The sequence below is a fragment of the Shewanella septentrionalis genome (assembly GCF_025370265.1).
Taxonomy (GTDB): Bacteria; Pseudomonadota; Gammaproteobacteria; order Enterobacterales; family Shewanellaceae; genus Shewanella; species Shewanella hafniensis.
In genome coordinates this window covers 74386-88606 of sequence record NZ_JAMTCC010000014.1, presented here as the reverse complement: position 1 = coordinate 88606, position 14221 = coordinate 74386, and the positions used below count along the sequence as shown (strand labels likewise).

The window sequence follows — 14221 nt, the reverse complement described above, 5'->3', positions numbered from 1 at the left end:
CTTAATTATTATTTTGCGTCGATACTAAAACAGTTCCACTAACTTGTATAGACGAATGCGTTAACATCCGTCTTACATTGGAGACTCTGCTTAAATGCCGAGCTGATCGAGCAAATCATCGGCTTCATTATCAATGGCACGAGTCGCAATAGCGGGTTTATCGGCCATCTTAACCCAAGGCGAAACATTCGAATTTGAGTCGTTATTTCCCCCAATCGAACTGTGCTGCTCTAACAGACTATCGGGGTCGAACTCTTCATCGTAGACAAATTCATCTAAACGGATAAATTCGGTTTTATCCATGGCAAATTCGAGGTAAAAAATATGATTGTTTTCAGTTCTAAACGACACTCTACGGGCCACAGCATCATCTAAGTTAGCATCGATTGAAATAGTTAACTCTTTATTAATCGTCAACATTTTGGGTTGACTTTGGCTGATTGACGTTTGTAATTCTTTTGAAATTTTATTAATAAAATCCCCTAAGATTTGGTTCATCAACTCACCCATCACGTTACCCACTTCATCTGACGTGTGCGAAAACGCTAATTCAGATTCAGGCATCCCCATGTTCAGCATGTAGCGACGGTAGATTTCAATCGCCGCAGAGGCGGAAAAGTTGATCACCACTAGGCCTGAAAAACCGCCATCAAAAATCGAGAAACAACCGAGATCAGGTTTTAGACGCGTGCGCGCGATACTTTGAACCATACCCGCGTGGGTAACATTACTGGCACTGGTGCTAGAGAGCACGTGGGCGACTGAGTGACATAACTTCAGTAAAATATCATCCGACGTTACGATAGTATTTGTGGTCATAATCGATTCTCAAACTGAATAATGCATTAATCTTGCGCGTAAAAGTGTAAAAAATCAAAATTAAAACAATTGATTAGCCTAATTTAGCAAGGCCGTAAAGTTAACATAATGCTAACTTATTGATATTTAATAGGTCAGATAAAACCTTCAAGGTGCAAGAACTTAAAAAACGGAATAACTTAATAAGAACATGCCCCATAATGCAACAGATTAAAATTCCCTATCATGATTCCCTGCTTCAGATCAAAGAAACTCATATTTTATAACGGCTTTTGCTGAATTTATGTCACAGACGATTCAATTGAGATTGATTCGCAGGTATATTAAGCAACAATTATTAGCCTTTGAGAAACCTAAATGATCACGTTTTTGCGCCGATTTACCATATTGCAACGCTTAATGATGATGCTTCTTATGGCCGCGATAGGGACTGTGTGTTTTGCCAGTTTTTCGATTAAAGAACAGTACAGCAATTTAATTGAGCAGAAATGGCTACAAATAGACGGTCAACTCGCCAGCATGTTAAGCGTGATAGATGTACATCGTCAGGATGCACTCAAAGGTAAATACAGCGAAGAAGACGCCAAGAAAGCTGCTGCGGAGTTAATCAATCAGACTCGCTATTCTGGCTCAGGCTATTTCATTGTTATTGATGATAATAATCAAATCCTCGCCCACGGTGACAATGCAAGTCTTGTTGGCACCTCAGCATTAACGTTTAAATTACCCAATGGCACTAATCCATTGGCCACTATGCTGCCTTTAGCGCGGGCTAAATCGAAAACCACCCTCGAATACCCTATCGCCGATCCTATGACCCGTGCGATAGAAGACAAGCTTGCCGAAGCCCGTTACTACCCACAATGGGGCTGGACAGTGATGACAGGTGCTTATCTCAGCGATGTCAAAGCGAGCTTAAAGTCAGTCATTATCGACTATCTGATTATCATGTTTTTGATTTCAGTGCCGATTTTTGCCTTCTTCCTTGTGCTTAATCATTCCATCACCTCGCCATTGAATGATGCTATTGATGCCCTTGAAGATATTGCCCAAGGCGAAGGCGACTTAAGTCAGCGGATTAATGCCCAAGGTAAAGATGAAATTGCCCACCTTGCCCGCGCCTTTAATATGTTTGCACAAAAAATTGGCGACATGGTCGGCCATTTACAGCCCTTAGGCCAAGCGTTAGACACAGACGCAAAACAACTCATGATTGCAGTTGAAGAGTCCAATCAAAGTGCTGAGCATATCCACAGAGAAACGGGCAGCGTTGCCACCGCCGTCAATCAAATGCTGTCGACCACCCATGAAATGGCGAGCAACACCCAGCAAGCGGCCGATGCGGCGAACAGCGTAAAAGAACAAGCGCAGCAAAGCCAAGTGGTGATTGACAACACGGTCAGCAATACTGAAAAGCTGGTAGCAGAATTAAAAGCCTCTGAAGTTATTACCCAAAAGCTAGGCGTCGCCTCACAGCAAATCGGTAGCATTCTCGATGTGATCCGCAGTATTGCTGAGCAGACAAACTTGCTCGCCCTTAATGCCGCCATTGAAGCTGCGCGAGCTGGGACCCACGGCCGCGGTTTTGCTGTAGTTGCCGATGAAGTCCGCGCCCTCGCCACTCGCACCCAAGACTCGACCAATGAGATCCAAAAAATCATTAGCGAGATCCAATCTGGTGTCGGCTCAGTAATGAAGAGCAACAATCAAACTCAGCTGCAATCCGATGAGCTGCAAGCCCAAGCCCACGAAGCGGGTAAAGCCATGGCGGCGATTCTGCAATTGATTGCCCATATCAGTGACATGAACACCCAATTAGCCAGCGCCACTGAAGAGCAATCACTGGTGACCGAAGAAATTAATCGAAATATTTGTAATATTTCAGAATTAACCGAAGTCTCAGTCAAAGCTAACGAAAGTAATAGCCATGCAGCTCAGTCACTGCAAGACATTAGCCAAGACATGTCCCGCACCTTAGGCCAGTTTAAAATCTAACTTGGCTGTATGACTTACCAACAGGGGGCGCATAGGGCGCCCTTTTCTTTGATCACATTTCCAGTAACCCAAGTTACGACTATCTCAGCAACGATGAATACTAATGAAAAAGTCCCATTAACCTCAAATTCTCTGTCACGCTAACGTGTGATATGCGGTATGCTTTAGCCTTAAAAATCCAACCGAGACACTGCCATGCGAATGACCTTAGCCGTTCACCCTGAACAGTACACTATTCATAGCTTTAGCCCGAATGCCGTATTGCCCAGTGAGGTTTTTGTACAGGACATGTATTTCATTGGAAAAACCCAAGAAGGTTTATCTTTAGTTATTTCCAGTGAAGTGAAACTCGACAGCCTAGAACAAGAACCGGGCTGGTGTTGTTTTGAAGTGCTCGGGCCACTCGGATTCTCGATGACAGGCATTTTATCTAAAGTGTCTGGCACCTTAGCGGACGAACAAATCAGTATTTTTGCAATTTCCACCTTTGATACTGACTACATTTTAGTGAAAAAGAATCGCCTCAAAAGTGCCGTCGCTGCCTTGAAAAAACAGGGCTACCACATCATAGAATCGAAAGACGAAGTGTAATACCCCTTTAAATATGAGCTCATCCACTATGTACGAAAAATCTGTCACCATTACCGCCAAACATGGGATTCACACCCGCCCTGCAGCTTTACTGGTTAAAGAAGCCAAAACCTTTGACTGCGATGTCATGGTCGAATGTAATGGTAAGCAAGCCAGCGCTAAGAGTCTGTTTAAGCTACAAACTTTAGGGCTATATTCTGGCGTCACGGTAAGAGTGTTTGCCGAAGGTGAACAGGCACAAGCCGCGGTTGAGAAAGTCTCCGAGCTGCTGATCACGCTAAGCTAGGCCTTTATCCTATTTACTAGTGCACTGATTAGCGCACCAATATCTAAGTGCTTACATGTAGAGCTTACCAACGAGGGATAAGTTGAAACGGATTCTGTTCGTGCCAATAGTTTACATGCCAACGCTTTACAAGCTTAGCGTCACTCAACTAGACTCGCTATCGCTAACGGACACTCAGTTCAGTGGTTAATTTAGGAAGGGATATGTCAATAACGGGGATTATAGTGTCATCGGGAATTGCCTTTGGTCAGGCTCTTCACCTTATTCACACCGAACACCACCTCGATTATCGCCCTATTCCCCTGTCGAAAATTCCCCAACAACAGGGCAAGTTTGCCAAAGCCTTGCAAGAGTTGCAGGCACAACTGACCCACAGCCTAGCCACACTCGATAGCGACTCCGAAAATTATCAGCTGATCGAAGCCGATTTATTATTATTGGAAGACGATGAGTTAATCGAGCAAGTAAATGATGCGATTCGTACCTTACAATTGTCGGCAAGTGTGGCGGTTGAACGTATATTTGCCCATCAAGCCAACGAGTTACAATCCCTAGAAGATCCCTATTTAGCCAATCGAGCCCAAGATGTTCGCTGTTTAGGCCAACGCGTTGTCGCGGCGATCAACGGCCATTTAGGCCAAGGACTCGACAAACTCGACAGACCCACTATCTTGTTGGCGCAGGATTTAACCCCCGCTGAATTTGCCTTGCTGCCAAGGGAAAACCTCTGCGGTATTGTGCTCAAAACTGGCGGTTTAACCAGTCATACGGCGATTTTAGCCCGAGCAGCCGGTATTCCTGCCATCCTAAGTTGCCAGTTTGATGCCGATTCTATCCCCAATGGCACGCCCTTAGTACTCGATGCGCTCAATGGTGAGCTTTGCGTTAATCCCAATCCTGATCAACAGGCAAGACTCACTGTCACCTTTCACCACGAACAGGCAAGACGGGCGGCACTGCAAACTTACAAAGATGGCCCAGCGCAAACCCAAGATGGCCATACCGTGGGGCTGATGGCCAACGTGGGTAATCTCAACGACATCACCCATGTCAGCGATGTTGGCGCCGATGGTATAGGTTTGTTTCGCACTGAATTTATGCTGATGAACGTCAGCACCCTGCCCGATGAGAAAGCCCAATACAGCTTATATTGCGATGCATTGCACGCTCTGGGCGGTAAAACCTTTACCATCCGCACCTTAGATATCGGTGCCGACAAAGAACTGCCTTGCCTGTGCCAAGAAATAGAAGATAATCCCGCCTTAGGGCTGCGCGGCATTCGCTACACCTTGGCACACCCCGACTTATTTAAAACCCAATTGAGGGCTATTTTGCGTGCAGCAAACCACGGTCCGATCCGCTTGATGTTCCCTATGGTTAATCAAGTCGAAGAATTGGATGAAGTGTTTGCACTGATTGCCCAGTGCCAAGATGCCCTGGAAGAAGAAGAGAAAGGCTACGGTGAACTCAGCTACGGTATCGTTGTCGAAACCCCCGCAGCGGTATTTAACCTCAATGCTATGCTGCCACGACTCGACTTTGTCAGCATTGGCACCAATGATTTAACCCAATATGCAATGGCAGCCGATAGGACCAACCCGCAGCTTACCCGCGACTATCCGAGCCTTTCGCCTGCCATTTTAGCCTTAATTAACATGACAATAGTCCAAGCAAAAGCGGCCAATGTGAAAGTGTCGCTGTGCGGTGAACTGGCCAGTTCACCACAAATTGCACCGCTGTTAATCGGCATGGGGCTGGACGAACTCAGTGTTAACTTAAGTTCACTGTTAGAAGTCAAGGCCGCCATTTGCCAAGGCAGCATCACACAATTTTCGGCATTAGCGCACACAGCATTACAACAAGATAGAATTGCAAGCTTACAGCAGTGTATAACAAGCTATAAATAGAGACATTTATTCGTTATGCTGCATTACAGAACAAAAACAATGACAAAAACAAGCAAAAGAGGCTCTAGATTATGGGATTTTTAAGCCGAATAAGGCGCTTGGTATCGGGCCAGACTCAATTAGCTGGCGGTATCATGGTATATGCCCCCGTTTCCGGGGATATTGTCGCCATTGAAAAAGTCCCCGACGTGGTTTTTGCTGAAAAGATTGTCGGTGATGGCATCGCTATCGCCCCCAAAGGCGAATTAATTCTGGCGCCTATCGACGGCACCATAGGTAAAATTTTTGAGACAAATCATGCCTTCAGCATTGAGTCTCCCCAAGGTTTAGAGCTATTTGTTCACTTTGGTGTAGGTACAGTCGAGCTGAGAGGCAAAGGGTTTAAACGTTTAGCCCAGGAAGGTCAAGAAGTGAAAGTCGGCGATCCAATTTTGTCATTCGACATTGATTATCTTAAAGATCAAGTAGACAGCCTACTCACCCCTGTCGTTTTGGCAAACATGGAAGACGTCAAATACCTAGACAAGGCCCAAGGCAGTGTTACCGCAGGTAAAGACGTGATTTTTACAGTGCAGATCTAATTTAAAATATTGCATCATCTATCGGTTGTTTGTTGAATAATAAAAGGCTGACTCACCATCATGAGCCAGCCTTTTACGTTTTTGAAAACCGAGCCTAAAACGGTATTGCATTCGCCAAGCTGTACCGATACACAGACTTAGGAGAATCTATTTCGGCCGTTCTCACGCTAAGCATCATGTTACTTGCAAATAACGGCTACATGACTCTAGTAAACTAATCTACTTTGAACATGGCAAAATCAGGTCGCGGCAATTTATCTAAAATACTGTACAGATAAATCACTAATACCGAGAGTGCCGCGCCCGTCAAAAACAGCCTCTGACCGCCAAAATGATCCAATATTATGCCGCCACCAAGGGGCGCGAGGGCAAAGCCTAAATCATAGAATGAGGCAGCCCCAAAGTAGGCGCCGCGAAGATGATCAGGGGCTAAGCGGTCGATATGCACATTCATAGTAGGAAACAAAATCGTCTCGGCGACGCTCATCACCACAATCGCACCAATCCAGCCCCAAAATAGATCCAGCGGATTAAATGCCAGCCAGATTTGTGAGCCGATCAGTAATAGCAATCCGATTTGAATCCGTTTGACGAGCGGAAAACGGGCCATGAGTTTCAATAGCAAAAATTGGGTGGAGATAATCACCATAGCATTGGTGAAAATCATGCCAGAAATTAACGTCAGCAAATCAGGCGCACCTGCGCGAGTAAGATATTGGATCAACGAACTGTCCATTTGGGCATAAATGAACATACACAAAATATTGGCAAAAATTAAACATTGCAGCAGTTTATCTTGCAATAGAATGGCGATAATTTGCTTACGGCTCACGACTGCCGCTTTTTTCGTGCTCGTCTCAGTATCACTCAATAAGCCATTCACGCCACGATTAACACCATCACTTGTTATGCCATTTACACAGCCACTTGCACCATCACTTTCAGTGCCACTCGTACCGCCACTTAAATTGTCATTCGATGAGGCGCCAGCCGCCAAAGCCGCATCCTGACGGGTTTGATGGTTAAATCCCCAATATAACAAGGCTAACAGCACGGCAAAGGCCACTGCGGTAAGGTAAAAACTGGACTGCTTGCCCGTAAGACCAAGCCATACCCCCAGCATAGGGCCAACGGCGCAGCCTACGTTGACGATGAAATACAGTGACTGCATCGCCAATTCGCGTGTTTTAGGATCGGCAATAATGTCGCCAATAGCCGCCGATGTCAGCGGTCGCCACAGTGAAGTGGCCATAGAGCACAATGTCATCACAACCACATACCCTTCGACAGAATTGGCTTCAGCCAATAATGAAAACGAAATGATATAGAGGATACCCGTCAGGTACATCAGCTTATGACGACCAATCCTGTCGGATAATGAGCTACCAACAAAACTGGTAAATACCGAAATAATCGCGGCGCTGGACAAGACCATGCCGACCTCTGTGGCACTTAGCGCAAATTTCTCATATAAAATAACAGCTAAAAATGGCCATACCATGTAATAACTGCCACGGGTGATAAACGACCCAAACAAAAATATCCACATCAAGCGCGGAAATTGCTTAAATCGCTGCAAAGAAACATCGCTGTGCATTTTAATCCTTTAAAAGTCGCGCTAGAGTCAACGCCAGATATCGAACTGATTTTAATGAAAAAACAATATATACAAGGCACTTAAGTTAAACAAGTGTTAAAAAGCCAAGCCAAAGCAAGGCAATAGCGATTATTATCCCTAGAAAATTAGCGTTTTGTTACTCACCAGATATCGGCAACACATCCCACTTGTGACATGCGCCGCACAATGCCACAATGCCAGCAAAATCAATGCTTGCCAGCCAAGCGTCCATCCACACTGGAGCATCATTTTGACCCTCTACGGTATTAAGAATTGCGATACAGTGCGTAAAGCACGTAAATGGATTGAAAATCATCAACTTCCAGTTCACTTCCATGATTTTAGAGATGACGGCCTACGTCAAGAAGACCTCGAATTCTGGTGTAAAGCCTCAGGCTGGGAAACCGTATTCAATAAGCGCAGCACGAGCTTTCGTGCACTCAGTGACGCAGATAAAACCGATATCGATCAAGCCAAAGCCATTCAACTTATGCTGGCGCAACCGACACTGATCAAACGCCCCGTCTTGGTCGTCGGTGAACACGTGCTGATTGGCTTTGATGAAGCCGCCTATAAAAGAGTATTTTCACTATGATGCCAGCCGATGATTATCCCGTAACGGAACTGGCAAAAGCGCTGATCGCCCGCCCTTCGGTGACGCCACTTGATGAAGGCTGCCAAACCTTAATGGCTGAAAGACTCAGCGCCATCGGCTTTAATATCGAACCTATGGTATTTGAAGACACCACCAATATGTGGGCTCGCCGTGGCAATGAAGGTCCGGTCTTTTGTTTTGCCGGCCACACAGATGTTGTGCCAACGGGTGATGTGAGCCGCTGGCACACGCCGCCTTTTGTGCCCACCATTATCGATGGCTACTTATATGGCCGCGGCGCCGCAGACATGAAAGGTTCATTGGCGGCTATGGTGATTGCCACCGAACGTTTTGTGGCTAAACATCCCGATCATAATGGCTCAATCGCCTTTTTGATCACCAGCGATGAAGAAGGCCCCTTTATCAACGGCACGACACGGGTCATTGATACCTTAGAAGCGCGCAACGAGAAGATCACCTGGGCATTAGTCGGCGAGCCTTCATCTACCCTAAAGCTGGGCGATGTGGTCAAAAATGGTCGCCGCGGCAGTTTAACCGGCAACTTAACCGTGAAAGGCATTCAAGGCCACGTGGCCTATCCACACCTTGCTGATAATCCAATCCACAAAGCCGCGCCTTTCTTGGCCGAGCTAAGTCAAATGCACTGGGATAATGGCAATGAGTTCTTTCCGCCCACCAGCTTCCAAATCGCCAATATTAATGGCGGCACCGGCGCATCGAATGTGATCCCCGGCGCACTAGACGTGATGTTTAACTTCCGTTACTCCACCGAAGTGACCGCCGAAATATTGATTGAACGGGTTGAAGCCTTATTGAAAGCCCACGAGCTAGACTACGATATTAGCTGGATTTTCAATGGCCTGCCATTTTTAACCGGCGATGGCCCACTGCTTGACGCGACCCGTATTGCTATTCGCCAAGTCACAGGCTATGAAACAGATCCACAAACCACAGGCGGCACATCGGACGGACGCTTTATCGCGCCAACGGGTGCCAAAGTGTTAGAGCTTGGCCCAGTGAACGCCACCATTCATAAAGTGAATGAATGCGTTAAAGTGGATGACCTTGAGCAGCTAGCCCTGTGTTATGAAGTGATTTTGGAACAACTATTGTGCTAACACACCTTGAGATCCGCCCCGAAACCGCGAGGCTTTACGGCTTAAACTCCCCTGAATTGGTGGAATATTTAAGTCCGTATCACCATGGGTATCATAGCTTTTGGCTCGAAGCGAACACCGCCATCGCCTTTAATGCGATGGCGGAAAAAGCCAAAGAGGCGGGCATAGCACTCGCCATCTGCTCTGCCCATCGCCCTTTTGAGCGACAACTGGCAATTTGGAATGCCAAGGCCAGCGGTAAACGCGCGGTATTAGATGCCAACGAGCAAGCGATGAGTATTAAGGGACTGAGTGACGATGCCATCGTCGACTTGATTTTGCTCTGGTCGGCGCTACCCGGTGCTTCACGTCACCACTGGGGTACCGATCTCGATGTGTTCGATGCGGATCAAATTGATGTCAAAGCCCTTCGCCTTATCGAAGCTGAATATGGCCAAACTGGCCCCTGCGCAAAATTGCATGCTTGGCTGGTGGAAAATGCCCATGATTTTGGCTTTTATTTCCCGTTTCAACAGGGGCAAAGCGCGGTCAGTCCTGAGCCTTGGCACATCAGCTATTTCCCTGTTGCGCAATTATTGTTGCCACAGTTCGATCGTGCCGAACTGGCAATCGTTTTAGAAAACAGTGATATGTTGCTCAAAGATGCGGTACTCGCCCGATTAGACTATCTAGTGGATGAATACGTGCTGCGTATCGCTCAGCCTTAGCTGTGGGATATTCGCCGCAGATTTTTGTAAAGGTTAAGCCCAGCGATCTATCGCCCAAATTGACGCCAGAATACGGCTTAACATAACGATATATTTGATTAAGTAGGCTTTATGGATTTTTCTTCACACCGTCAGCAGCTTGTTATTGCCGATCGAAAATTAAGTTACCTTGATGTCGGCTCAGGCCCTGTATTGTTGTTTGGGCACAGTTATTTATGGGATAGCGCCATGTGGGCGCCTCAAATTGCCGCGCTAAGTGCCCATTACCGCTGTATCGTGCCAGAACTGTGGGGTCATGGTCAGTCAGATTTACTGCCCGATAATGGTAAAACGCTACTCGATATTGCCGATCACATGTTGGCCTTAATGGATGCCCTCAATATCACTGACTTTAGTGTTATCGGACAATCTGTTGGTGCTATGTGGGGCGCAGAATTGGTACTGAAAGCACCAACAAGGGTTAAAACCCTCGTGATGCTCAACAGTTTTATCGGTTTTGAACCCGAAGTGACCCGCGCGAAATATGATGGCATGCTGGATATGATTACCGCAGCTAAGGCGATTCCTGCGGCGCTTATCAGTGCGATTTCACCTTTGTTCTTCGCAAATAATGCCGCGCATAACACACCTGAACTGGTCGCTGGCTTTGAACACTCACTTGCCACAATCTCAGCAGAAAAAATCCCCACGATAGTGAAACTGGGACGAATGATTTTTGGTCGTCGCGATACTATGGAAGATGCAGAGCAGTTGACGCTGCCTTGTCTTATCATGGCGGGCGTTGAGGATAAAGCACGCAGTGTGCTAGAAAGCTACCTAATGAGCGATGCCATCGATGGCAGTCAACTGGTGCATATTCCTGCGGCGGGACATATCTCAACCCTTGAACAAGCGGAGTTTATTAATCAACTCTTAGCCGATTTTCTCGCTAAACATCACTAATCTGTTGCTAAATACCGTCACTCAATAAAATCTTCAAGATGTGGACATTCGCATCTTGAAGACAGCTATTTCAGCTTAATCCACATCATCAATACCGAACCCAGGTTCAATCCCTATTTATCCCATGCATACATTGGGCTTTAGCTGATTTTGCTTCGCAGATTAGCCCACTCACCTTTCAAAGACTTCCCCATAAAATCTGCATTAACAAATAGAAATCACCATTTTGTCGTCAGCGCCTCAAAAAATGTTGCATAAAGGTGAAATCTACCATATATCAACTACCTTTATTACTGTATTCCCTCAACAAGGTATTCTGCCATGAGAAAAAGTACAGTTGCCCTCTGCGTGCTCAGCACACTTTATATGCAGTCTCTTTATGCCGATGTTCAAATAAATGGATTTGCCTCTATTGTCGCGGGCTCGAGTCTCAGTGACGATAAAAGCTATTATGGTTATGACAAAGAAATCAACTTTAATAATGATTCTAAAGTTGCCTTACAATTTACCGCCGATCTGGGTAGTGGCCTAAGAGCCACGGCGCAAGTGCTATCCAGAGGCAGTAACGATTATAGCGCTGAATTCGAATGGGCTTATATCTCCTACGACATCAGCGACAAACTTATGCTGATGGCGGGCCGCCAACGCTTTAACCTCTATAAATACTCAGATTATATTGACGTAGGTTATGCCTATCACTGGATCACCCCGCCCCGCGGCGTTTATTCACTGCCATTTAATTCAGGCGAAGGTGTCGGCTTAGTATATTCCGATTTATGGGGCGATACCGAAGTCGGTTTGACCTATAAGTATATTACGACTTCTGTTTCTGACTATGCACCTATAGGTTCATCAACACCTCCCGCGCCCTTCTCCGCCGAGGGCCACATAATGAACTTCAACTTTGTAACCTCAGGGTTTGAGTACGGCTTGAATATCGGCATAGTGACTGATTTCTCCTACGAGTTACCTGCTCTGCTGGGCCTAGGCGATGCGATTGCCCAAACAGGGTTATTTAGTCAGCAAGTGGTAGATGATCTTTTACCCATTAACGACAGCGCGTTACTCATAGGCGCTAACGTTAAATATGATGCGGGTAAATGGTTTATCTTGGCTGAATACACCCGAATTGACGTCGACCCTAGCAGTTTTAACATCCAAGATTCAGCCTTTGTTTCCGGCGGGATCCGCTATAAAGATTTCACTTTTCATTTAACCTACGGTATTGACAAAGGTGATCCACAATACGATGCCTATGACGGCATGTTACCGCTATACAATAGTCTGCCACCAGCAAACCAAGCTGCGCTAGCGCCTCTGGTTTTCGGTACAAAAGCGGCGCTTGAAGCACAGCAAGAAGACAGCGCCTACTACATCATAGGAACACGCTGGGATTTCCATCCCTCAGCCGCACTAAAACTGGAGTACACCAACTACAGCAATGACAAACCGTCCTCCGATGAACAGTTGCTGAGTATGGCAATAGACTTAGTTTTTTAAGGAGTTAAACATGAAACTATTAATAAGATCTCGGTTGATGATGAAAACCTTAGTCGCCAGTGCGCTTTTGCTTGGCAGTGCCTGTGTGCAAGCCGAAATTGCCGTCGTGGTGCATCCTTCTAATACGTCAGAAATTAGCGCTGCGGATATTTCACGTATCTATTTAGGTAAACTTAAGTCTTTCCCCAGTGGTGGCACTGTGGTTGCGCTCGATCAACCCGAGGGCTCACCCGCCCGTGATGCCTTCGTGAAGCAGATCCTCAATAAAACCGAGAGTCAGCTCAAAGCCTATTGGTCAAAACTGGTCTTTTCAGGCCAAGGCCAACCGCCAAAAGTCGTCGACTCTAGCGCTGAAATGCTCTCATTGATTGCCGCCAATCCGAATATGATCGGGTTTGTTGACGTCAGCGAAGTGAACGATAGCGTAAAAGTGATCAGTAAGTTCTAACCCATACTGCATCATCCTTGTCCGCCTTAATCTCTGGCGGACAAGATTTTCACTCAGCATTAGCGCGATATTAACCCCAAACACCCCCGCAAATGGCGCTCGAATCCCCAGAGAGAAGCTATCCATTTACAGTACTATTAAGAAAAAATAATCTCGATTTCTCAATATCCCGATTCAAACCTTAATTGGATAGACCAGCAGAAACAATTTTGCTGGTATACTCTTGCTAAAAATGTGCTGCTTGCATGAATTAGAGCATGAGAAGACATTTTATATGTCAATAAAACAATAGGTTAAAATGAAACTACTCAAACCTTTATTCGACAACAACCGCCGCTGGGCCGGACGTATACGTCAAGAAAATCCTGATTTTTTTGAGCAATTAGCGAAACAGCAACATCCTGAATACCTGTGGATTGGCTGCTCAGATAGTCGCGTACCGTCTAACCAAATCATCGATCTTATGCCGGGTGAAGTCTTTGTTCACCGCAATATTGCCAACATGGTGATCCATACCGATCTTAACTGCTTATCTGTGCTGCAATACGCCGTTGATGTGCTCAAGGTGAAGCACATTATGGTGGTGGGTCACTACGGCTGTGGTGGTGTGCGTGCGGCCATGAGTCAGCAACGCTTAGGCCTTATCGATAACTGGCTCGGGCATTTACGTGATATCTACCGTATCTATCAAGATGAATTAAAACAGATGGATGAAGCGAAACGTTTTGATCGCCTATGCGAGCTCAACGTGATTGAGCAGGTTGCCAACGTCACCAGTTCAACCATAGTGCAAGAAGCCTGGGATCGCGGCCAAGAAGTCGCAGTACACGGCTGGATTTACGGCATTGATAACGGTTTACTGACAGATTTAGATGTCACTGTCGATCGTGAACACGGCTTAGCCAATCCACGCTAACGGCCTGAATGTGTGCTTTTAACCCTTAGCTGAGTGTCATCTATACTCAGATAAAACCTGCACCTGTGCAGGTTTTTCTTTTTCCATGGCAATTTTCAGCAATAAAACATCGCAAGGGTCTATTACCCCAGTTATAATCCGCCAGTTAATTGCAGCGCGACCTATGCGCGACATATT

General features: G+C 46.1%; 14 protein-coding genes. 12 read left to right on the top strand and 2 right to left on the bottom strand.

Features of this window, described 5'->3' with window-relative positions; translation table 11 throughout:
- Positions 1-90 precede the first annotated feature (90 nt).
- The gene (locus tag NE536_RS10090) at positions 91-819 is read right to left on the bottom strand and encodes a DUF3334 family protein (protein WP_131524467.1); all 729 of its coding nucleotides are present in this window, start codon (positions 817-819) and stop codon (positions 91-93) included.
- Positions 820-1176: 357 nt separating this feature from the next.
- Between NE536_RS10090 and NE536_RS10085 the strand changes: the two genes are divergently transcribed.
- The 5 genes from NE536_RS10085 (at position 1177) to crr (ending at position 6179) form a co-directional block, all read left to right on the top strand.
- Entirely contained in the window at positions 1177-2814 is a 1638-nt protein-coding gene (locus NE536_RS10085; RefSeq protein WP_220775843.1) for a methyl-accepting chemotaxis protein, read from the top strand.
- 195 nt (positions 2815-3009) lie between these two features.
- Positions 3010-3405: an ACT domain-containing protein gene (locus tag NE536_RS10080; RefSeq protein ID WP_259529887.1), complete on the top strand. Its 396-nt coding sequence runs from the start codon at positions 3010-3012 to the stop codon at positions 3403-3405.
- Positions 3406-3433: 28 nt separating this feature from the next.
- Entirely contained in the window at positions 3434-3691 is a 258-nt protein-coding gene (locus NE536_RS10075; RefSeq protein WP_006081819.1) for an HPr family phosphocarrier protein, read from the top strand.
- A gap of 203 nt (positions 3692-3894) precedes the next feature.
- Positions 3895-5598, top strand: coding sequence for a phosphoenolpyruvate--protein phosphotransferase (gene ptsP, locus NE536_RS10070; RefSeq protein WP_261272607.1), 1704 nt, complete (start codon positions 3895-3897; stop codon positions 5596-5598).
- A 71-nt stretch (positions 5599-5669) separates the two neighbouring features.
- Positions 5670-6179: a PTS glucose transporter subunit IIA gene (gene crr / locus NE536_RS10065; protein WP_106650635.1), complete on the top strand. Its 510-nt coding sequence runs from the start codon at positions 5670-5672 to the stop codon at positions 6177-6179.
- 214 nt (positions 6180-6393) lie between these two features.
- Here crr and NE536_RS10060 read toward each other — a convergent pair whose 3' ends face one another.
- On the bottom strand, positions 6394-7776 hold the full coding sequence (locus tag NE536_RS10060) for an MFS transporter (protein ID WP_261272606.1): 1383 nt from the start codon (positions 7774-7776) through the stop codon (positions 6394-6396).
- 271 nt (positions 7777-8047) lie between these two features.
- On the opposite strand from NE536_RS10060, the gene NE536_RS10055 reads away from it, so the two are divergent.
- From NE536_RS10055 to can, 7 genes are all read left to right on the top strand, one after another.
- On the top strand, positions 8048-8392 hold the full coding sequence (locus NE536_RS10055; protein WP_006086822.1) for an ArsC family reductase: 345 nt from the start codon (positions 8048-8050) through the stop codon (positions 8390-8392).
- Positions 8392-9531: a succinyl-diaminopimelate desuccinylase gene (gene dapE, locus NE536_RS10050; protein ID WP_261272630.1), complete on the top strand. Its 1140-nt coding sequence runs from the start codon at positions 8392-8394 to the stop codon at positions 9529-9531. The genes NE536_RS10055 and dapE overlap by 1 nt, the downstream gene beginning before the upstream one ends.
- Positions 9525-10238 carry a M15 family metallopeptidase gene (locus tag NE536_RS10045; RefSeq protein ID WP_261272604.1) on the top strand — a complete coding sequence of 238 codons (714 nt, stop codon included), beginning with the start codon at positions 9525-9527 and terminating at the stop codon, positions 10236-10238. The genes dapE and NE536_RS10045 overlap by 7 nt, the downstream gene beginning before the upstream one ends.
- Positions 10239-10349: 111 nt before the next feature.
- Entirely contained in the window at positions 10350-11180 is an 831-nt protein-coding gene (locus NE536_RS10040) for an alpha/beta fold hydrolase (RefSeq protein ID WP_261272603.1), read from the top strand.
- Positions 11181-11501: 321 nt separating this feature from the next.
- Positions 11502-12680, top strand: coding sequence for a porin (locus NE536_RS10035; RefSeq protein WP_261272602.1), 1179 nt, complete (start codon positions 11502-11504; stop codon positions 12678-12680).
- 10 nt (positions 12681-12690) lie between these two features.
- Positions 12691-13128 (top strand): type 2 periplasmic-binding domain-containing protein, encoded by a 438-nt coding sequence (locus NE536_RS10030; RefSeq protein WP_006081830.1) that lies wholly within the window; start codon positions 12691-12693, stop codon positions 13126-13128.
- A gap of 298 nt (positions 13129-13426) precedes the next feature.
- Positions 13427-14044 (top strand): carbonate dehydratase, encoded by a 618-nt coding sequence (gene can / locus NE536_RS10025; protein WP_006081831.1) that lies wholly within the window; start codon positions 13427-13429, stop codon positions 14042-14044.
- Positions 14045-14221 lie beyond the last annotated feature (177 nt).